General features: G+C 61.3%; 19 protein-coding genes. 10 read left to right on the top strand and 9 right to left on the bottom strand.

Going from position 1 to position 19,493, the window contains the following annotated elements:
- Positions 1 to 49: 49 nt before the first annotated feature.
- A complete protein-coding gene (locus tag ACA049_RS18455) occupies positions 50 to 2,197 on the bottom strand; it encodes a TonB-dependent receptor (protein WP_497328689.1) in 2,148 nt (715 codons plus the stop codon).
- An 89-nt stretch (positions 2,198 to 2,286) separates the two neighbouring features.
- A complete protein-coding gene (locus ACA049_RS18450) occupies positions 2,287 to 2,673 on the bottom strand; it encodes a DUF2946 domain-containing protein (protein WP_497328688.1) in 387 nt (128 codons plus the stop codon).
- Positions 2,674 to 2,768: 95 nt separating this feature from the next.
- Between ACA049_RS18450 and ACA049_RS18445 the strand changes: the two genes are divergently transcribed.
- Positions 2,769 to 3,206 carry a DUF3995 domain-containing protein gene (locus tag ACA049_RS18445; RefSeq protein WP_497328687.1) on the top strand — a complete coding sequence of 146 codons (438 nt, stop codon included), beginning with the start codon at positions 2,769 to 2,771 and terminating at the stop codon, positions 3,204 to 3,206.
- A gap of 101 nt (positions 3,207 to 3,307) precedes the next feature.
- Here ACA049_RS18445 and ACA049_RS18440 read toward each other — a convergent pair whose 3' ends face one another.
- From ACA049_RS18440 to ACA049_RS18410, 7 genes are all read right to left on the bottom strand, one after another.
- Positions 3,308 to 3,670 carry a Na+/H+ antiporter subunit G gene (locus tag ACA049_RS18440; protein ID WP_497328686.1) on the bottom strand — a complete coding sequence of 121 codons (363 nt, stop codon included), beginning with the start codon at positions 3,668 to 3,670 and terminating at the stop codon, positions 3,308 to 3,310.
- Entirely contained in the window at positions 3,667 to 3,945 is a 279-nt protein-coding gene (locus ACA049_RS18435) for a K+/H+ antiporter subunit F (RefSeq protein WP_007935991.1), read from the bottom strand. Before ACA049_RS18435 ends, ACA049_RS18440 begins: the two co-directional genes overlap by 4 nt.
- A complete protein-coding gene (locus ACA049_RS18430) occupies positions 3,942 to 4,430 on the bottom strand; it encodes a Na+/H+ antiporter subunit E (RefSeq protein WP_497328685.1) in 489 nt (162 codons plus the stop codon). The genes ACA049_RS18435 and ACA049_RS18430 overlap by 4 nt, the downstream gene beginning before the upstream one ends.
- Positions 4,427 to 6,112, bottom strand: a complete 1,686-nt coding sequence (locus ACA049_RS18425; RefSeq protein WP_497328684.1) for a monovalent cation/H+ antiporter subunit D — start codon at positions 6,110 to 6,112, stop codon at positions 4,427 to 4,429. Before ACA049_RS18425 ends, ACA049_RS18430 begins: the two co-directional genes overlap by 4 nt.
- Positions 6,109 to 6,453: a Na+/H+ antiporter subunit C gene (locus ACA049_RS18420; RefSeq protein ID WP_007986256.1), complete on the bottom strand. Its 345-nt coding sequence runs from the start codon at positions 6,451 to 6,453 to the stop codon at positions 6,109 to 6,111. Before ACA049_RS18420 ends, ACA049_RS18425 begins: the two co-directional genes overlap by 4 nt.
- On the bottom strand, positions 6,453 to 9,371 hold the full coding sequence (locus ACA049_RS18415) for a monovalent cation/H+ antiporter subunit A (RefSeq protein WP_497328683.1): 2,919 nt from the start codon (positions 9,369 to 9,371) through the stop codon (positions 6,453 to 6,455). Before ACA049_RS18415 ends, ACA049_RS18420 begins: the two co-directional genes overlap by 1 nt.
- 275 nt (positions 9,372 to 9,646) lie before the next feature.
- Positions 9,647 to 10,672, bottom strand: coding sequence for a DMT family transporter (locus tag ACA049_RS18410; RefSeq protein ID WP_497328682.1), 1,026 nt, complete (start codon positions 10,670 to 10,672; stop codon positions 9,647 to 9,649).
- Here ACA049_RS18410 and ACA049_RS18405 point away from each other — a divergent pair.
- From ACA049_RS18405 to ACA049_RS18365, 9 genes are all read left to right on the top strand, one after another.
- Positions 10,667 to 11,230, top strand: coding sequence for a helix-turn-helix domain-containing protein (locus ACA049_RS18405; protein WP_497328681.1), 564 nt, complete (start codon positions 10,667 to 10,669; stop codon positions 11,228 to 11,230). The genes ACA049_RS18410 and ACA049_RS18405 overlap by 6 nt on opposite strands.
- 147 nt (positions 11,231 to 11,377) lie before the next feature.
- Complete coding sequence (locus ACA049_RS18400) at positions 11,378 to 11,728, top strand: hypothetical protein (protein WP_497328680.1); 351 nt, start codon at positions 11,378 to 11,380, stop codon at positions 11,726 to 11,728.
- Positions 11,729 to 12,030: 302 nt separating this feature from the next.
- Positions 12,031 to 13,227 (top strand): SfnB family sulfur acquisition oxidoreductase, encoded by a 1,197-nt coding sequence (locus tag ACA049_RS18395; RefSeq protein ID WP_497328679.1) that lies wholly within the window; start codon positions 12,031 to 12,033, stop codon positions 13,225 to 13,227.
- 10 nt (positions 13,228 to 13,237) lie between these two features.
- Positions 13,238 to 13,675, top strand: coding sequence for an acyl-CoA dehydrogenase family protein (locus ACA049_RS18390; RefSeq protein ID WP_497328678.1), 438 nt, complete (start codon positions 13,238 to 13,240; stop codon positions 13,673 to 13,675).
- The gene (locus ACA049_RS18385; RefSeq protein ID WP_497328677.1) at positions 13,675 to 15,078 is read left to right on the top strand and encodes an LLM class flavin-dependent oxidoreductase; all 1,404 of its coding nucleotides are present in this window, start codon (positions 13,675 to 13,677) and stop codon (positions 15,076 to 15,078) included. The genes ACA049_RS18390 and ACA049_RS18385 overlap by 1 nt, the downstream gene beginning before the upstream one ends.
- Before the next feature lie 779 nt (positions 15,079 to 15,857).
- On the top strand, positions 15,858 to 16,763 hold the full coding sequence (locus tag ACA049_RS18380; RefSeq protein ID WP_497328676.1) for an AMP-binding protein: 906 nt from the start codon (positions 15,858 to 15,860) through the stop codon (positions 16,761 to 16,763).
- Positions 16,760 to 17,536 carry an ABC transporter ATP-binding protein gene (locus ACA049_RS18375; protein WP_497328675.1) on the top strand — a complete coding sequence of 259 codons (777 nt, stop codon included), beginning with the start codon at positions 16,760 to 16,762 and terminating at the stop codon, positions 17,534 to 17,536. Before ACA049_RS18380 ends, ACA049_RS18375 begins: the two co-directional genes overlap by 4 nt.
- Positions 17,536 to 18,417, top strand: a complete 882-nt coding sequence (locus ACA049_RS18370; RefSeq protein ID WP_497328674.1) for a branched-chain amino acid ABC transporter permease — start codon at positions 17,536 to 17,538, stop codon at positions 18,415 to 18,417. The genes ACA049_RS18375 and ACA049_RS18370 overlap by 1 nt, the downstream gene beginning before the upstream one ends.
- 4 nt (positions 18,418 to 18,421) lie before the next feature.
- The gene (locus tag ACA049_RS18365; RefSeq protein WP_497328673.1) at positions 18,422 to 19,471 is read left to right on the top strand and encodes a branched-chain amino acid ABC transporter permease; all 1,050 of its coding nucleotides are present in this window, start codon (positions 18,422 to 18,424) and stop codon (positions 19,469 to 19,471) included.
- Positions 19,472 to 19,493: the final 22 nt, after the last annotated feature.

The raw sequence follows: 19,493 nt of genomic DNA, 5'->3' as shown, positions 1-19,493 counted from the left end.
GAGCGGGCTTGCTCCGGGCGGCGTTCCGACGAAGCTTTTGCTTTTGCTTTTAAAACCTCGTCTGCACCGCCACTTCAAAAGTCCGCGGTGTCCCGAGGTAGTACGCCGGCGACACATGCGCAAACTCGGCATACACCTCATTGGTCAGGTTTCGCACCCGGCCGGTGACGGTAGTGTGCCGGTCGACCTTGTAACTGAGGAACGTGCCGAAGAGCGTGTACGACGGCACAGTCATGGAGTTCGCGCTGTCGGCAAACACCGAGGCCACGTAACGCGCATCGACACCCCCTTGCCATTGCGGCGAGAAGTCATAGGTCAGCCACAGATTGCCTACCCGGTCCGGCACGTTGGTCGGCGTGTTGCCCTTGCGTGAAACCACCACGCCTGCCGCATTCTTCTCGGTGAATTCGTCGTACTGCGCATCGACCCAGGCGAAGTTGCCCTCGACCAACAGCTTGTCGGTGATCCGCAACGAACTGGCCAATTCAATCCCCTTCGATGTCTGCTGACCCACGGGAATGCTGAGGGTCGGGTCCAGCGGATCGGTCACGGCGAAATCCTTGCGCTCGATCGTGTACGCCGCGACTGTTGCTGAACCGCGCCCGTCCAGATAATCGAACTTGCTGCCGACCTCCCATTGCTTGCCGGTCGACACGTCGAAATCCTGCGTGCCGTTGGGCTGTTCCGCGGCGGTGCTGTATTGCACGTAGACGTTGGCGGAAGGAATGAACTGGTAGGTCAGGCCGAGCCGTCCGGTCACTGGCTCCCAGCTACGTTTCAAATGCCGTGGATTGCTGGCGGTCACGACCCGGTGATTGGTCACGTCCAGGTCGATGTCGTCGTAACGCAGGCCGCTCAGCAACGTCAGTTTGTCGGTCAGCGCCAGACGGTTTTCGGCGAACAGGGCTTTGGTCGTCACCTCGTTGGTCTTATCGCTGACAAACCCCGGGTTGGTGCCGGGGATGTCATAGAAGTGCCCCGGCTGGAAGTTGTTCGGGTCGACGGTGCTGGCGCCTTTGACGTTCAACGGCGAGTTGGTGGTCTGGTTGACCTTGTACTCGAAACCGCCGGACCAGGTGGTGTCCAGGCCAAACAGCGTGTTGTCGTGGCGCAGCTCGAACTGGTTGCCGTTCTGTTCGCCTTGATGCCGGACCTGATACGCCGTGGACCGGTTCACCGCGCTGTTGTCGGCGTTGTACTGATAGGTTTCGAGGTTGCGGTAATCGCGCTGGCTGTCGAGGTGGTACAGGGTGTTGCGCAGGGTGGTGCTGTCGTTGATTCGGTAGTCGATGATCGAGCGAACCCAGATCGTGCGCTGCTCGTAGCGGCCGTCCTCGACGTTGTAGTTGTTGAAACGGTTGTGTTTGTCGATTTTCAGTTCGCCGGCCTTGGGGTTGAGAACGGGTGTGCCCCAGTAAGGACTGTCTTCGTGCTCATCCTGATATTCCAGCGCCAGGGTGTGGGACAGGTTGGGCGTCAGGTCGCTGAGCAGCGAGAACGCGACACTCCAGGCATCGCGCTCCTGACGGTCAATGTAGCCATTGCCGGTGTTGTGGCTGACGTCGAGCCGCGCGTAGTGCTGCACATCAGCGCCGGCCTCGCTGAGCGCGTGGTTGAGGCCGAACGCGGTCTCGGTGGTGTCATAAGTCCCGTAGCTGACACGACCTTCGACCGCTTGCTCTTCGCGGGTCGCGAGTTTGGTCACGTAGTTCAATGATCCACCCACGGAGCCGGCGCCATTGATCAGCGACGACGGACCGCCCACCAGTTCGACCCGGTCATAAATCCACGCATCCACTGGCCGGGCGAGGCCGCCGGAGACGTTGATGCAGTTGAACATCTGGGTGATCTGGCTGCTGGTGAACCCGCGATAGGAGACGAATCCGCCGAATCCTGGCGGTGCGCTGGCATTGACGCCGGGCAAGGTGTTGGCAGCGTCCTGGAAGTTTTGCGCGCCGTGGCGCTCGATGTCGTTGCGGTTGGCAATGGCCACCGACGCCGGGGTTTCCCGCACGCTCAACCCCAGGCGCGAGGCCATGCCGCTGGATTGATCGAGGCTCAGCCCTGGCTCGGTCGTCGCTTCGCCATCAATGGTAATCGGCGCGAGGTCGACGGTGGATTGTGCCCAGGCATTAACAGAGAGGCAGCCGAACAGGCTCGCCAGTAACGGGTTTACTAACAAAGAGACGTGTTTCATCGATGAATCCTGAATGCTTGACTAGGAAACAGCGCACAGGCGAACGCCACGCGTTGGCGCAGTGGGCTGATCGGAAAAGGCTAAGAAATTCAGGCGAGCGGCGGGGCGCGGGGATTGGCCGAGGGCCAGGTGAAGCGGGAAGGGAGGTCGGCGTTGGCGACAACGGCCAAGGGCGGGCTGTGTTGCTCCGGGAGGATCGCCAGGGTCAGGCTGGAGTTGAGCGCCGGGCCCATGCCTCCGGTGGAACACAGCGGGCAACCGAAGGCCTTGGACAGGGTCGGCAGGTTGTCGTCGGAGGAGTTCGGGGAGACTGGCGCCTGGGTGGCGGGATCCACCGTACAGAACTGGCCGCCGATGCCGTTGAGCTGCATCCCGACCATTTGCCCGTGACCGATACTGCACGCGAACACGTTGAACAGGACGCAGCAATAAAGCATCCAGGCCATCAATGTGCGATCAGTTCGGGCGATTTTCATGGAGCGGCACTTTATCACCGTCGATGACAAATACCCTTACAAAAACGTTCAAGGAGGTTCATCCTGCTGCGACATTTCACGCTGGATGTCTGAATATGAGCCTGATGATCGCGCAAGGGATGGCTTCCATCTTTCTGTTGATCAGCCTGATCCACCTGTACTGGGCGGCGGGTGGCAAGTTGGGAAGCGAGGCGGCGGTCCCGCGAATATCGCCAGAGGGTGGCGGGGAACCCAGACCGGCGTTCAAGCCGTCGGGTTTTGCCACGTTACTGGTCGCGGTGGGATTGCTGTTGATTGCGATGCTGGTGTGTCTGCGGGTCGGGCTGTACTTGCCGGCGGTGCAGCACTGGGCATTGCAATGGGTGATCAGCGCCATTGCGATGCTGATGTTTGCCCGGGCGATCGGCGATTCGAATCTGGTCGGGTTCTTCAAGCAGGTCAAGGATTCGAAGTTTGCCCGGCTCGATACGTGGGCGTATTCGCCGTTGTGTGTGGTGTTGGGGGCTGGATTGTTGGCAGTTGCCTGGATCTGAAAAGCTTCGCGGGCAAGCCTCGCTCCTACAGGATCGCGCAAAACCTGTAGGAGCGAGGCTTGCCCGCGAAGAGGCCCTGACATCCAACACAAACCTCTGAATTAACTCCCGCTTTCCGTGCGCCGGCTACTTACTTCCGCTGGCACATCATCTCCTGCCATGCGCTTGCGAAACAGCGCCGCCCGCGCCAGCAGCAGCGTGGTCACCGGCACCGTGATCGACAACAGGATCGGAATCAGCCAGGCATGCAGCACCGGCCCAGACTTGAGTGCCGAAAAGTAAATGATCGACGCCAGTGCCACACACCACGCACCCAGGGTCGAAGCCAGCGCTGGCGGGTGCATGCGCTGAAAATAATCCTTCATGCGCACCAGGCCAATGGCGCCGATCAGCGCAAACACGCTGCCAAGCACCAGCAGGATCGCCACGGGAATTTCAACCCACAAAGACAGTTCCGCGTTCATTCGATCACCTCGCCACGCAGCAGGAATTTGGCCAGGGCAAACGAGCCGACGAAGCCGAACAGGGCGATCAGCAGCGCCGCCTCGAAGTACGTGTCACTGGCATAACGAATGCCCAGCGCCAGCATCATCAGCATTGCAATGATGTACAGGTAGTCCAGCGCCAGAACCCGGTCCTGGGCCGACGGGCCTTTGAACAGGCGAATCAGGGTCAGGATCATTGCCAGGGAAAAAATGAACAGGCTCAGCAGGATCGCGTTCGACAGCAATTCGCTCATTCGAAGATCTCCATCAAGGGGCGCTCATAGGTCGCCTTGAAGTGCTCGATGAACAGCGCTTCATCGTCCAGATCGAACACGTGCAGCAACAGGATGCTGCGGTCCAGCGCCAGTTCCGACCAGACCGTGCCGGGCACCACCGTGCAGATCATCGACAGCGCCGCGAGGCCGTTGGCATCGCGCAAGTTCAGCGGCACTTTGACGAAACGCGAGCGCGGTGGGCGGCGACCGGCGTTGAGTACGCCCCAGGCCACGACCAGGTTGGACACCAGCACGTCGCGACCGACCAGAAAGAACAACCGCAGGATTACACCGGGCCGACGAATGCGGATCGGCAGCGGCCGCAGCTTGCGCATCATCAGCGGCGCGCAGAACCCCAATACCGCGCCGAGCAACAGGTTGCCGGGGCTCATCGACAGGTTCAGCACCAGCCACAACAGCCACAATGCCAGCGACAACCACGGTGCCGGAAACACACGCTTCATGGCTGCACCTCCAGCATCGCCGCCCTGGCTTCAGGGCTCGGCACCACGCGCGTACCCAGCACCGCCATGACGTATTGCTGCGGATTGTTCAACGCATTAGCGGCCGCTTGGGTGTAACGCAGCAGCGGTTCGGCCTTGAAGGTCAGTGCAACGCTCAGCCCCAGCAGGACGATGATCGGCACGCATTCGAAGCGGCGCAGCAACGGTGAAGGCCGTTCTTCGGGTGTCCAGAAACGCTGGATCCCCAGGCGCGAGAAGGCAATCAGCGACGCCAGCCCGGACAGGATCAACAACGCCAGTAAACCCCACGCTGCGTTCGACACTGGTTCATCAGCGCCGTTGCCCAGCCCCAGCGGATTGAGCAGGGCGCTCAGCAGGCTGAGTTTACCGATAAACCCGGACAGCGGCGGCATGCCGATGATCAGCAGCGCGCAGGCAATGAAGCTCAAGCCGAGGAACGCCACGGTCCAGGGAATCACCTGACCGACCACGGCTTTCTGTTCGTCGTCGAGGTTGATGCCTTTGGGCGGTTGCAGGGATTCCATCGGACGTGGCAGCAGGTCGCCGTCGTCGAACAGCGGCATTTCATTGGCCGAACGGGAACGCTCGATCAGCTCGGCGAGCAGGAACAACGCGCTCAACGCCAGGGTCGAGCTGACCAGATAGAACAGCGCCGCGCCGATCAGGTTCGGCTGGGCAAAACCGATGGCCGACAGCAGGATCCCCGCCGACACCAGAATGCTCAGGCTGGCCATGCGCTCCAGCCGTTGTGCGGCGAGGATCGCCACGCCGGCACAGACGATGGTCGCCATGCCGCCGTAGATCAGCCAGTCGCCGCCGAAGTACGCCGATGCCCCGGCCTGGCCGGAAAACAGCAGGGTCCACAAACGCAGCAAGGTGTAGACGCCGACCTTGGTCATGATCGCGAACATCGCCGCCACTGGTGCGCTGGCCGCCGAATAGGCCGGCACCAGCCAGAAGTTCAGTGGCCACATCCCGGCCTTGGCCAGGAACGCTACCGCAAGAATCCCCGCGCCGGCATGCAGCAGGCCGCGATCGGCTTCCGGGACCAGCGGGATTTTCAGCGCCAGATCAGCCATATTCAGCGTGCCGGTGACGCCATAGATCAGCGCCGCGCCGATCAGGAACAGCGAGGAAGCCAGCAGGTTGATCGAGATGTAATGCAAGCCCGCCGACACCCGCGACCGGCCCGAACCATGGAGCATCAGGCCGTAGGAGGCCGCCAGCAGCACCTCGAAGAACACGAACAGGTTGAACAGATCCGCCGTCAGGAACGCGCCGTAGAGGCCCATCATCTGAATCTGGAACAGCGCGTGGAAACTCGAGCCGGCGCCGTCCCAGCGCGCCATGGCGAACAGCAAGGCGCTGACGCCGATGATCCCGGTCAGCACCAGCATCAATGCCGACAAGCGATCGACCACCAGCACGATACCGAATGGCACCTGCCAGTTGCCCGGCAGGTAGACGCCGATCGAGCCGGGCACGCCCGTGGTCTGCGTCCATTGCAGCAACAACACGGAAATCCCCAGGCCCAGCAGGCTGGAGAACAGGTTGATCTTGGCCTTCAACGGGCGATGCTTCTCGCCGAGCATCAGCATGAGGGCGGCGGTCAGCAGCGGCAGCAGAATCGGTGCGGCGATCAGGTGCGTCATCGCAGTCATTCTTTAGGCTCCCGGCCATCGACATGGTCGGTCCCGGTCAGGCCCCGGGAGGCGAGCAACACCACCAGGAACAGCGCTGTCATGGCGAAGCTGATCACAATGGCTGTCAACACCAGCGCTTGCGGCAGCGGGTCGGTGTAGTGCAACAAATCCTGCGGCACGCCGTCCTTGATGATCGGCTCCTTGCCGATAAACAGGCTGCCCATGCTGAAGATGAACAGGTTGACGCCGTAGGACAGCAGGCACAGGCCCATCACCACCTGGAATGTCCGTGGTCGCAGGATCAGCCAGACGCCGGACGCGGCGAGTACGCCGATGGCGATTGCGATGACTTCTTCCATCAGACGGCTCCTTTGGTGGCGACGGATCTGGGCAGGGCCGCAGTCTTGTGACCCCGTACCGATTGGTGGGCGAGGGCGGTGAGGATCAACAGCGTCGAACCGACCACCACGGCGTACACGCCGATGTCGAAGAACAGCGCACTGGCGACGTGAATGTCACCCAGCACCGGCAGTTCGAAATGCCAGGTGTGGGTGGTCAGGAACGGATACCCGGCAGCCATTGCGCCGAGCCCGGTGACCGTGGCGAACAGCAGGCCGGTGCCCATCCAGCGCAGCGGCCGCAGGCTCATTTGCGCCTCGACCCACTGGGTGCCGGCGACCATGTATTGCAGGATGAACGCGACCGACATCACCAGCCCGGCGACAAAACCTCCGCCCGGTTGGTTGTGCCCGCGCATGAACAGGTAGAAAGACACCACCACTGCAATCGGCAGCAGCAAGCGCACCAGCACCGCCGGGACCATCATGAAGCCGAGCGCGGTGTCGCTGGCCTGACGCGGGTTGACCAGGTCGGTGACGACGTCGGGCGCGAGCAGGCGCTGCTGGGCCGGCAATTGCAGGCTTTCTTTCGGTGGGCGGAAGCGTCGCAGCAGGGCGAAGACGGTCAGGGCCACGGCCGCCAACACGGTGATTTCACCGAGGGTGTCGAAGCCACGGAAGTCCACCAACATCACGTTGACCACGTTGCTGCCGCCGCCCTCGGGCAGGGCGCGGCTGAGGTAGAACGAGGAAATATCGTTGGGCGTCTGGCGCGTCAGCATCGCGTAGGCCAGCAACGCCATGCCGCCACCGACGACGGTCGACAACAGCAAGTCGCGGATACGGCGGATGCGTGCCTTGCGCAGGGTACTCGGCAGCGGCGACACCTCTTCGATCCGGCGCGGCAACCAGCGCAGACCGAGCAGGATCAGCACCGTGGTCACCACTTCGACCACCAGTTGCGTCAACGCCAGGTCCGGCGCCGAGAACCAGACAAAGGTCACGCAGGTCATCAGGCCGCAGACGCTGACCATGGTCAGGGCCGCGAGCCGGTGATACTTGGCCTGCCACGCCGCGCCGAGGGCACAGGCAATCGCCAGCAGCCAGAGGGTCACGAACACGATCGACCCCGGAATCTTCGGCCGGTCGCCCCAGCTCAGGCTGCTGTGCAGCATCGGGATCAACCCGGCAAACACCGCCGCGAGGACCACCAGGAACAATTGGGTTTGCAGGCGCTTGGTGCTGACCCGCCGCTCCAGCCGACGGGCCAGGCGCATCATGATCACCAGGCTGCGTTCGAACTGGCGCTTGCCGTTGAATCGGCCAATGATCGGCGGGTATTTGAAACGCCCGAGTTTGAGCTGATTGCGCAACAGCAGATACAGCACGATGCCGCACGACATGGCGATCAGGCTCATGATCATCGGCGCGTTCCAGCCGTGCCAGATCGCCAGGCTGTATTCGGGCAAGGTTCCGCCGACCACCGGCAGGGCCGCCGCGGCCAGCAAGGGGCCGACCACTTGCGCCGGGAAAATCCCCACGATCAGACACGCGAACACCAGCAACTCAACCGGTGCGCGCATCCAGCGTGGCGGTTCGTGCGGGGTGTGGGGCAGGTCGGTGGCGGTCGGGCCGAAGAACACGTCGACGGTGAAGCGCAGCGAGTAGGCGACGCTGAAGGTGCCGGCGATGGTCGCCACGATCGGCAAGGTCATCTCGACCCAGGCCGTTGCATTGATGAACACGGTTTCGGCGAAGAACATCTCTTTCGACAGGAAGCCGTTGAGCAGCGGTACGCCGGCCATCGAGGCACTGGCGACCATCGCCAGGGTGGCGGTGAACGGGATTAGCTTGATGAGGCCGCTGAGCTTGCGAATGTCCCGGGTGCCACTTTCATGGTCGATGATCCCGGCAGCCATGAACAGCGACGCCTTGAACGTGGCGTGGTTGAGGATGTGAAACACGGCGGCCACGGCGGCCAGCGGGCTGTTCAGGCCCAACAGCAGGGTGATCAGGCCGAGGTGGCTGATGGTCGAGTAGGCCAGCAAACCCTTGAGGTCGTTCTGGAACATCGCGCAGTACGCGCCGAGCAACAGGGTGCAAGCCCCGGCACCGCTGACGATGTAGAACCATTCTTCACTGCCGGACAGCGACGGCCAAAGTCGCGCGAGCAGGAACACTCCCGCCTTGACCATGGTCGCCGAGTGCAGATAGGCCGAAACCGGTGTCGGCGCCGCCATCGCGTGGGGCAGCCAGAAGTGAAAGGGGAATTGCGCGCTTTTGCTCAGGGCGCCGATCAGGATCAGGGGCAGCAGAATAGGATAGAGGTGGTTCGCACGAATCAGGTCGCCGGCGGCCAGGACCTTGTCCAGGTCATAGCTGCCGACGACATGGCCGAGCAGCATGACCCCCGCCAGCAAGCACAGTCCCCCGGCGCCGGTGACCATCAGCGCCATATAGGCGCCGCGTCGCGCATCGGCGCGGTGGTGCCAATAGCCGATCAACAGGAAGGAAAAGAGGCTGGTCAGCTCCCAGAAAAACACGATCTGGATCAGGTTGCCGGAAATCACCAACCCGAGCATCGCGCCCATGAACGCCAGGAAAAACGCAAAGAACCGCGGCACCGGATCGTCCGGCGACATGTAATAGCGGGCGTATAAAGAAACCAGCGTGCCGATGCCCAGCACCAGCATCGAGAACAGCCAGGCGAAGCCGTCCATGCGCAGGACGAAGTTCAAGCCCAGGCTGGGCAGCCAGAAGAACTCTTCACGAATGACGCCGCCATCGGCGATTTGCGGGTACAGGAGGGCAACCTGCACGGTGCCTATCAAGGCAACCAGGCCAGCCAACAAAGATTCGGTGTTACGCGCGTTGTGTGGCAGCAAAGCCGCCAGACAGCTGCCGATAAAAGGCAGAAGCAGTAGAACTATCAGGGACATAGGCTTCTAATCTGCGGAAGTTTGTGAAGCATCATACGTGCCAGCTCCCGGATCACCAAACGCCCAGCTGTCGCAGAATCCTTCAAGGTAGACGCAAAAACCCTGATTCACATTGTTTCAAAGGACTGTTTCAGCAGCAGGTCCGGCCTCTTCGCGAGCAAGCCCGCTCCCATACTGGATCTGCTGTGTTCACATAACCTCGGCACAACACAGATCCAGTGTGGGAGCGGGCTTGCTCGCGAAGGCGATCTACCATACTCCACAGATACTGCGGCTTAACCCTGAGTTTCGCGCTCCAGCTCTTCCTCAGCCGCAGCAGTCTTACCCTTGGTCTTCAACTCACTGACAATCACCGTCGCAACAATCAACCCCGCACCCACCAACGCAATCGCCGGTAACCGCTCCCCGGCAATCCGCCCGACAATCCCGGCCCACACCGGCTCCCCCGCATAAATCAACGTCGCCCGGGTCGGCGAAACGCTTTTCTGCGCCCAGTTCATCGCTACCTGAATCGCCGCACTCGCTGCACCCAGGCCCAACGCGGTGCTCAACAGCAACCAGGAAAAATCCGGAATCACTTCCTGGGTCGGCACCACCATCAGGAACGCCAGTACCGACGTGGTCGCCAGTTGCACCACCGTCACCCGGCGCACATCGACCTGGCCGGCATACGTGCTGATCAAAATGATCTCCGCCGCAATCGCCACAGCGCTGATCAACGTGGCGATTTCACCCGGACTGAAATTGAACGAAGCGCCGGAAGGTCCCGACAGCAACATCAACCCGGTAAACGCCAGCATGATGCCGATGCTCGGCATCAGCCCCGGACGCCGCCCCAGCACCAGCCATTGCAGCAACGGTACGAAGGGCACGTACAACGCGGTAATAAACGCCGACTGACTGCTGGGAATGCTCTGCAAACCCACAGTCTGCAAGCCGTAACCGAGCATGATCGCCACGCCGATAAACGCCCCGGCCTTGAGTTCGAACAGGGTCAGTTCCCGCAGATGACGCCAGGAGAACAGCGCAACAATGATTGCCGCGGCGGCAAAGCGCAGGCCGACAAAAAACATCGGCCCGCTGACGGTCATCGCATGCTGCACCAGCAAGAATGTCCCGCCCCAGACCATGGTGATCAGCACCAGCACGCACTCGGCCTTGCTGAACCGCGAGAAACGGGAAGAAGTGTGAGAGGCATTCACAGACGTCATGACCTTGCGCGCTACCTGAGGGGGACGCACAATGCGCCGAATGTTGCGCAGTATACTGCCCAACCCCACCGAGTGAGCAATATAGTGCACAAAGATTCTACCCCGCGGGCTTCGGTCCTCCAGCACGTCAGCCAGAACGTCCGACGCCTGCGCCATGCCGCCGACATGAGCCAGACCGCGCTGGCCGAAAAGTCCGGGGTCAGCCGCCGCATGCTGGTGGCGATCGAGGCCGGCGAAAAGAATGTGAGCCTGACCACCCTCGACCGCGTCGCCGAAGCGCTGAACGTGGCGTTCAGCGATCTGATCCAGGCCCCGGATGCCCGCGACCCGAGCCGCATCAACGAAGTGGCCTGGGCCGGTAAAATTCCTGGGAGCAAAGCCGTTCTACTGTCCAAAGCCACCGCCACTCGTGAAGTGGAACAGTGGGAATGGTGTCTGCAACCCGGGGAGGTTTACCCGTCGCAGCCGGATGCGGAGGGCTGGAGCGAACAGATCTACGTGTTCGAAGGCTGCCTGACGTTGATGCTGGGCGATACGCCGCAGCACATTGCGGCCGGTGAGTTCTACATGTTCCCCAGCAACCAGCCCCACGCCTATCGCAACGATGGTCCGGTGGCGGCGCGGTTTGTGCGTAATGTGGTGATTTGATTTCTGGCTGGATGCGATCTCTGAAAGTGATACAGACCTGTTAGTTCTGACAGTAGACAGGTCCTGTGGGTGAGCGCTCAATTCAATCGAGCGCGCGTCATTGCCAATCGCGGTAATGACGTAGCCCAAACTAAGGAGAGTTTAGATATGACTTATGAATTGAAAGAAATCTCCACGACTTCGCAATTGCCGGCGGCCGCAATCCTTCAGGCAGAAGGGTCGGTTATTTACAGAGAAGCGGTAAAAAATGGAGGTACGTTCCGGGTGCCCGCCATCCCACAGGCTCGAGTCGGTGACACTCTATCCGTTAAATTGGTGGCTAACGGCACCTGGTTTACGGATCTGGTATTTAACGCAGTTAACCTGGGCAAACCACTGGATTTTAACGTGCAGTACCGTTCTTTTTCTCAAGGGAACTCAGCCGTTGCCAGTTATTCGTTGCAGCAAGGTGAAGACAAGTTTTTTTCACCAGAGACGAGTTATGAACTGAAAGACTGATCGTCCCCTCAGGCGATTGGCCGCACCCTTTGCCGATCCAGCACTTAACAGGGAACCTGATGACAGGTTCTGTCCGGAGAGTGCCGACTTGCTATCGAGTCATCTGGATCGGCTTTTCGTTGATTTCGATATTGCCAGGCACGACTGTCCGCCTATCAACAGTTAACAAACAGTTTGTTTCCTTTCAATGGGTACAAAGGTTCAATGTTGTCACTTAACCTTTTGAAAAATAAGTAATTCAGTTTCAGGCACGACTTCTGCAACAGGCTTTGGGCACTCACCCGGAACCAAGGAGTCGGCCCATGACAGCCCAACCCCCTCGCACCGCCCACGTCATCCACTCTGACGCCGAAGCCATCGCCGTCGCGCACAAGCTCGCCGCACGCTTCGCCGTCGAGGCCAGTGTCCGCGACCGCGAGCGACGCCTGCCCGTCGCCGAGCTCGACGAGTTTTCCGCCAGTGGCCTCTGGGGCATCACCGTTCCCAAGGCCTACGGCGGTGCTGGCGTGTCCTACGTGACGGTCGCCGAAGTGATCAAGATCATTTCCGCCGCCGACTCATCCCTCGGCCAGATTCCGCAAAACCACCTTGGCGTGCTCGACATCCTGCTGCAAACCGCCACCGAAGAGCAGAAGCGCTATTACTTCGGCAAAGTCTTGCAGGGTTACCGCTTCGGCAACGCCTTCTCCGAATCCAAAAGCAAAAACGCCGGGGCCTTTGAAACCCGTATTCGTTTCGACAAAGACACCGCGCAAATCGACGGCGAGAAGTTTTACTGCACCGGCGCCTTGTTCGCGCACATCGTGCCGGCGGTGGCGGTCAATGAAGAGAACAAGGCCTTCATCGCCTTCATCGAGCGCGACAACCCCGGCCTGACGGTGATCGACAGCTGGGACGGTTTCGGTCAGCGCACCACGGCCAGCGGTGGCGTCACCCTGAATGCGGTGAAGGTGCCGGTGAGCGCCGTAATCCCGGCCCACAAAGCCTTCGACGAACCCACCGCCGACGGCCCGATCTCGCAAATCATCCAGGCCGCCGTGGACACCGGCATCGCTGTCGGCGCCCTGGAAGAAACCAAACGCTACGCCCGCGAATCCCGGCCATGGATCGACAGCGGGCAGGATCACGGCTGGCAGGACCCGTTCAGCATCGCCGCGATTGGCGACCTCGAATGGCGCGTCCACGGTACCGAAGCGATCCTCAAGAAGGCCGGGCAAGCCATCGACGCCGCGTTGCTCAACGCCAATGAAGACACCGTCGCCCACGCTTCGGTGGTGGTCGCTCAGGCCAAAGTCCTGTCTGCCGAGATCGCCTTGCTCGCCAGCAGCAAACTCTTCGAACTGGCCGGCACCCGCTCGGTGCTGGGCAAGTACAACCTCGACCGTCACTGGCGCAACGCCCGGACTCACACGCTGCACGACCCTGCACGCTGGAAATACCACCTGATCGGCAACTACTTGCTCAACGGCGTGAAGCCTGCGCGCCACGCCTGGAACTGAGGAGCCCACCATGAATGCCCTAACTCAACCGATTGTTGCCGACCAGCCGCTGGCCAAGAGTCAGCATGACCTGCACAACGCCCGCAACCTGCTCGATGCGACCCTGCGTTTCGTTCGTCAGCAAAAACTACCTGCGGATGACCCTTACGTCATCAGCCGTTTCGGCGATCTGCACATCCGCATCGAAGTCGCCGCCGCGCTGCTCGAACGCGCCGAAGCGTTTCTTGACGGTCATGAAGACGATACGGAAATCAGCGTCGCGATTGCCGAGTCGCATCTTGCCAGCGCGGAGGCGCTTAACGCCGTCAGCAACGCCGAATTCGAACTCACCGGCCAACGCACGGCGTTGCATGGATCACTGCACGATCCGCTGCGCTGGAAACTTCACCTCATTGGCAACTTCCGCCTCAACGGCATCCATCCCCCAAGCTTCAGGAGCGTCGTTTGATGGCCCGTGAAATTCGTCTCAACGCCTTTGACATGAACTGCGTGGGCCATCAGTCGCCGGGTTTGTGGGCGCATCCGCGGGATCGCTCTTGGCAGTACAAGGACCTCGAATACTGGACCGATCTGGCGAAAATCCTCGAGCGCGGCAAGTTCGACGGTTTGTTCATCGCCGATGTGCTGGGCATCTACGACGTCTATAACGGCAACGGGGATGCAGCGATTCGTCAGGCGGCGCAGGTGCCGGTCAACGATCCACTGCAACTGATCCCGCCGATGGCGCTGGTCACCGAGCATTTGGGGTTCGGGCTGACAGCGTCGTTGTCGTTCGAGCATCCGTATCCATTCGCCCGGCGTTTGTCGACGCTGGATCACCTGACCAAGGGCCGTGCGGGCTGGAACATCGTCACCTCGTATCTGGAAAGCGGCGCGAAGAACCTCGGGCAGAAAGCACAGACCGAACACGATGCGCGTTATGACTTCGCCGAAGAATACCTGAAGGTTTGCTACAAGCTCTGGGAAGGCAGTTGGGAAGAGGGCGCGATCCTGCGCGACCGTGAGCGGCGGATCTTTAGCGACCCAAGCAAGATCCATGAAATCCAGCATGTCGGTAAACACTTCCAGGTGCCGGGGATTCATCTCTGCGAGCCTTCGCCGCAACGCACTCCGGTGCTTTATCAGGCAGGCGCCTCTAGCCGCGGCAAGCAGTTTGCGGCGGAGCATGCCGAGTGCGTGTTCGTCGCGGCGCCGTCGAAAGTGCTGCTGAAGAAAACCGTGGCCGACATTCGTCGTCGCGCCGCCGAAGCGGGGCGCGATCCGTCGAAGATCCTGATCTTCAACCTGCAAACCGTGATCCTCGGCGAGACCGATGCCAAAGCGAAGGCCAAGTTTGAGGAATACAAGACCTGGGTCAGTTACGAAGGCGCGATGGCGTTGATTTCTGGCTGGACCGGGATCGATTTCAGCCAGTTCAAACCGGATGAGCCGCTCAAGCATGTGCACACCAATGCGATTCAGTCGGCGGTGGATGCGTTCTCGACGGCGGATCCGAACAAGGTCTGGACGCCTAACGAACTGGCGGATTGGGTCGGCATCGGCGGGTTCGGGCCGTTGTTTGTCGGCAGCCCCGAGACGGTTGCCGATCTGTTGCAGGAGTGGGTCGAGGAGACCGACGTGGACGGGTTCAACCTGGCTTATGCACTGACCCACGAAACCTTCATCGACGCCGTGGAGTTGCTGGTGCCGGAGTTGCAGAAGCGCGGGGTGTACAAGACCGAATATGCGCCGGGGACCTTGCGCGAGAAGTTGTTCGGGGAAGGGCCGAGATTGCCGGAGATTCATCCGGGGAGTGGTTATCGGGACCTGGCGGGGTTGCGGCAGCAGGAGAAGAAAGTGGTGTCGGCGTAGGCCCCTTCGCGGGCAAGCCACGCTCCCACAGGGTTTTATGTCGCCGGCGATATTTGTGATCAACACAAAACCCTGTAGGAGCGATGCTTGCTCGCGAAGAGGCCTGCATATTCAACAGGGATGTTGCCTGATCCACCGCCATCGCGGGCAAGCCACGCTCCCACAGGGTTTTATGTCGCCGGCGATATTTGTGATCAACACAAAACCCTGTAGGAGCGATGCTTGCTCGCGAAGAGGCCTGCATATTCAACAGGGATGTTGCCTGATCCACCGCCATCGCGGGCAAGCCACGCTCCCACAGGGTTTTATGTCGCCGGCGATATTTGTGATCAACACAAAACCCTGTAGGAGCGATGCTTGCTCGCGAAGAGGCCGGCACATCCAGCATTGATGTTGCCTGATCCACTGCCATCGCGGGCAAGCCACGCTCCCACAGGGTTTTGTGTCTTCCGCAACGATCGCTGGCAACACGAAACCTGTAGGAGCGATGCTTGCTCGCGAAGAGGCCGGCACATCCAGCATTGATGTTGCCTGATCCATCGCCATCGCGGGCAAGCCACGCTCCTACAGGGTTTTGTGTCGTCCGCAACGATCGCTGGCAACACGAAACCTGTGGGAGCGTGGCTTGCTCGCGAAGAGGCCATTACATTCAACATTGATGTTGCCTGATCCACCGCTTTCGCGAGCAAGCCCGCTCCCACATTGGGACGGTGGTGTTTTTAAGATTTTGGCCCGGCGGACCACCGCACGCTTTTGCCCATGAACAGGAGGTCAAACCCATGAGCGTGCATGAACTCAAGCGTCCGCCAGTCGCGGATTCTGCCCAATGGCGGGTCGATGTGCCCAAGGCGTTGGAGCAACTGCGCCACTGGGCGCAGGTCAGTCCTTTGCAGCCGGCGTTGCGGCACAAGCGCCACGGTCAGTGGTTTGTCTGGCGCTGGATCGATGTCTTGCGCGATGTCGAGCGCTTGGCCGACGGTTTGCGTCAGCACGGCTTCACCGAAGACTCGCGGCTGGCGCTCAGCGGTGCCTTCGAACCCGATCTGTTGTTGCTGGCACTCGCCGCTCAACACATCGGCGGCGAGCTGCTGACATTACCGGACAACCTCGACGCCGAATCACTGCACAAAACCCTGTGGCGCAGCCGCCCGACCCATGCCTTCGTCCAGGGGCGGCAGACGCAGCAACTCTGGCTCAACCACGGCCAGACACTGCTGGATTTCGCCGCGCTGCTCGGCCCGACAGAGCCCCCGCAACGCCTGAACCGCTGGGCACAAGGCGCGCAACTGTGGAGCGAAGAGGGCACGCAATGGCAGGTCGGCCTGACCGTCGTGCTTGATCAATGGCTCAACAGCGGCCACTCCCTGGCTTTCCCGGAAAGCCCCGGCAGCGCCAGCCGCGATCGCCGTGAAGTCGCGCCGTCGGGGCTGGTGCTGTCGGCTGAACGCCTGCAACGGCTGGCCGCTGAAATCGACAGTCGTCTGGCCCCCCAAGGCACTTGGCGTCGACGCCTCTGCGACTGGGCCATCGCCCACCCGCAAAAGCCGCTGCAACGCCTGATCAAAAACCGCGTCCGTCGTCTGCTGGGGTTCCACAACCTGCATTTCATCTGGCAAGCCACGCGCACCCCGGACGTTCAACCCGCGCCGACCTGGCTCAACGAATTCAAACGGGACATCGCATGAGCTCGACCGATTCCATCCTGCAAGTCAGCGGCATTTCCCTTTCCTTCAAAGGCGTGAAGGCGATCAACGGACTGTCCTTCGACGTGCGCCGTGGCGAGATCTGCGCGTTGATCGGCCCCAACGGCGCGGGCAAGAGTTCGCTGCTTAACGTGCTGAACGGCGTCTACCGGTTTGACGCCGGCTCGATCATCTTTGAGCAGCAACCCTTCAAGCGCATCGACCCGTTAACCGCCGCGCGGCGAGGCATCGGCCGCACCTTCCAGAACAACGCACTGTTCAAAAAGATGAGCGTGATCGACAACATACTCACCGGCCTGTCCCGGCACCTGCGCAGCAACTTCATCGAGCAGGCGCTCAATCTGCCGCGCGCCCGCCGTGAGGCTGAGGACTTCCGTCGACAAGCCCAAGGCATCCTCGAATTCCTCGAACTGCAAGCGCACCGCGATGTGCCGGTGGGCAACCTTTCTTACGGCCTGCAAAAACGCGTGGAGCTGGGCCGCGCCCTGATCGCCCGCCCGCGGCTGTTGCTGCTCGACGAACCGATGGCCGGCATGAACGCCGAAGAGAAGCAGGAAATGGCCCGCTTCATCGCCGACATCAACCGCGACCTCGGCACCACCGTGGTCTTGATCGAGCACGACATGAGCGTGGTCATGGGCCTCTCCGACCATGTGGTGGTGCTCGATTACGGACGCAAAGTCGGCGACGGCACACCCGCGCAAGTACAGGCCGATCCCGAGGTGATCGCGGCGTATCTGGGAGTGGTGCACTGATGACGTTCTTCTTCGAAACCCTGCTCGGCGGCTTGCTCGCCGGGACCATGTATTCGCTGGTCGCCATCGGCTTCGTGCTGATCTACAAGGCCAGCGGCGTGTTCAATTTCGCCCAGGGCGCGATGCTGCTGTTCGCCGCGCTGACCTTCGTCAGCCTGCACGATCAAGGCGTGCCGTTTGCCTTGGCGCTGTTGCTGACCGTGGTGGTGATGATCGTCGGTGCGCTGCTGATCGAACGGCTGGTGTTGCGGCCCTTGGTCAATCGCTCGCAGATCACCCTGTTCATGGCCACGCTCGGCCTGTCGTTCATTATCGAAGGACTGGCCCAGGGCTTGATGGGTTCACAAGTGCGGGCGCTGGATCTGGGCATCGACGACGTGCCGCTGTTTATCGGCGGAATGATGGTCAGCCAGTTCGACCTGATCGCAGCGGCGGCCGCCATCGTGCTGGTGACGGTGTTGGCGCTGCTGTTCAACAAGACCCGCATCGGCGTGTCGCTGCGCGCAGTGGCCGATGACACCACCGCCGCGTTGTCGATCGGCATCAACCTCAATTGCATCTGGCAGATCGTCTGGGCGGTGGCGGGCATTGTCGGCCTGGTGGCAGGGTTGCTCTGGGGTGCGCGCCAAGGTGTGCAGTTTTCCCTGTCGCTGGTGGTGCTCAAAGCCTTGCCGGTGCTGATCATCGGCGGCTTCACCTCGATAGGCGGGGCAATTGTCGGCGGCTTGATTGTCGGCGCGGCGGAGAACCTCGCGGAGGTCTACATCGGCCCGCTGATCGGCGGCGGCATCACGCCGTGGTTCGCCTACGTCCTGGCTTTGGCCTTCCTGTACATCCGTCCCGCCGGCCTGTTCGGCGAGCGCGCCATCGAGCGAGTCTGAAACCATGTCGATTTCCCTTACCCGCGAAACCGCGCCGTCGGTGTTGATCCAGCGGCGTGTGCCGATTGGACTCAGCGCTTTGCTGTTGATCGCCTTCGTCGTGGTGCCGCTGACCGGCAACGACTATTGGCTGAACGCGATTCTGATCCCTTTCCTGGTGCTGTCCCTGGCCGGGCTCGGCTTAAACCTGCTCACCGGCTACACCGGCCAGACCTCGGTTGGCGCGGCCGGATTCATGGCCGTTGGCGCCTTTGCGACCTACGGTTTTTTGCTGCGTTTACCCGAGCTGGGCTTGCCAGTGGCGCTGCTCGGCGGCGGGCTGATCAGCGCCGTGGTCGGCTTCGTCTTCGGCCTGCCGAGTTCGCGGATCAAGGGTTTTTACCTGATGGTCACGACGCTGGCGGCGCAATTCTTCCTCGAGTGGCTGTTCGTCAAATTCCCCTGGTTCTACAACTACGGATCCTCCGGGACCATCTCCGCGCCGAAACTGGCGTTGTTCGGCCATGACCTGAACACGCCGCTGGGCCGCTATCTGCTGACCCTGACCACCGTGCTGTTGCTGACCTGGGTCGCGGTGAACCTGGTGAAAAGCCAGATCGGCCGCAACTGGATGGCGATCCGCGACATGGACACCGCCGCTGCCGTGATCGGCATTCCGGTGGTGCGCTACAAACACCTGGCGTTCGCCGTCAGCTCTTTCTATCTCGGCATTGCCGGGGCGCTGTGGGCCTTCGCCTATCTGGGCACGGCCAGCGCCAGCAGTTTCGACATCAACCGGTCGTTCCAGATCCTGTTCATCATCATTATCGGCGGCATGGGCAGCATTGCCGGCAACTTCGTCGGCGCGGCATTCATCAGCCTGTTGCCGATCCTGCTCAGTCACGCCGGGCAAGCCTTGTTCGGCGGTTCGGTGGACGCCGGGCAATTGCAGAACCTGCAAAAAATCATCTTCGGCGTGCTGATCATCCTGTTCCTGATCAAGGAACCGGAAGGCCTGATCCGCCTGCTGCGCAACTTTCGTGAGCGGCTGGGCCACTGGCCGCTGCGCTTTTGAATTCCTCCCACTATCAGAGAGA

It is taken from the genome of Pseudomonas sp. LBUM1662 (assembly GCF_059695915.1).
Note: the sequence above shows the minus strand (reverse complement) of the source record. Positions and strands in the feature narration are given on the sequence as shown.

Excerpts from the sequence above, each read along its gene's own strand:
- ACA049_RS18455 (WP_497328689.1), bottom strand. The coding sequence starts at position 2,197 with ATGAAACACGTCTCTTTGTTAGTAAACCCGTTACTGGCGAGCCTGTTC.
- ACA049_RS18450 (WP_497328688.1), bottom strand. The coding sequence starts at position 2,673 with ATGAAAATCGCCCGAACTGATCGCACATTGATGGCCTGGATGCTTTAT.
- ACA049_RS18445 (WP_497328687.1), top strand. The coding sequence starts at position 2,769 with ATGAGCCTGATGATCGCGCAAGGGATGGCTTCCATCTTTCTGTTGATC.
- ACA049_RS18440 (WP_497328686.1), bottom strand. The coding sequence starts at position 3,670 with ATGAACGCGGAACTGTCTTTGTGGGTTGAAATTCCCGTGGCGATCCTG.
- ACA049_RS18435 (WP_007935991.1), bottom strand. The coding sequence starts at position 3,945 with ATGAGCGAATTGCTGTCGAACGCGATCCTGCTGAGCCTGTTCATTTTT.
- ACA049_RS18430 (WP_497328685.1), bottom strand. The coding sequence starts at position 4,430 with ATGAAGCGTGTGTTTCCGGCACCGTGGTTGTCGCTGGCATTGTGGCTG.
- ACA049_RS18425 (WP_497328684.1), bottom strand. The coding sequence starts at position 6,112 with ATGACTGCGATGACGCACCTGATCGCCGCACCGATTCTGCTGCCGCTG.
- ACA049_RS18420 (WP_007986256.1), bottom strand. The coding sequence starts at position 6,453 with ATGGAAGAAGTCATCGCAATCGCCATCGGCGTACTCGCCGCGTCCGGC.
- ACA049_RS18415 (WP_497328683.1), bottom strand. The coding sequence starts at position 9,371 with ATGTCCCTGATAGTTCTACTGCTTCTGCCTTTTATCGGCAGCTGTCTG.
- ACA049_RS18400 (WP_497328680.1), top strand. The coding sequence starts at position 11,378 with ATGACTTATGAATTGAAAGAAATCTCCACGACTTCGCAATTGCCGGCG.
- ACA049_RS18395 (WP_497328679.1), top strand. The coding sequence starts at position 12,031 with ATGACAGCCCAACCCCCTCGCACCGCCCACGTCATCCACTCTGACGCC.
- ACA049_RS18390 (WP_497328678.1), top strand. The coding sequence starts at position 13,238 with ATGAATGCCCTAACTCAACCGATTGTTGCCGACCAGCCGCTGGCCAAG.
- ACA049_RS18385 (WP_497328677.1), top strand. The coding sequence starts at position 13,675 with ATGGCCCGTGAAATTCGTCTCAACGCCTTTGACATGAACTGCGTGGGC.
- ACA049_RS18380 (WP_497328676.1), top strand. The coding sequence starts at position 15,858 with ATGAGCGTGCATGAACTCAAGCGTCCGCCAGTCGCGGATTCTGCCCAA.
- ACA049_RS18375 (WP_497328675.1), top strand. The coding sequence starts at position 16,760 with ATGAGCTCGACCGATTCCATCCTGCAAGTCAGCGGCATTTCCCTTTCC.
- ACA049_RS18370 (WP_497328674.1), top strand. The coding sequence starts at position 17,536 with ATGACGTTCTTCTTCGAAACCCTGCTCGGCGGCTTGCTCGCCGGGACC.
- ACA049_RS18365 (WP_497328673.1), top strand. The coding sequence starts at position 18,422 with ATGTCGATTTCCCTTACCCGCGAAACCGCGCCGTCGGTGTTGATCCAG.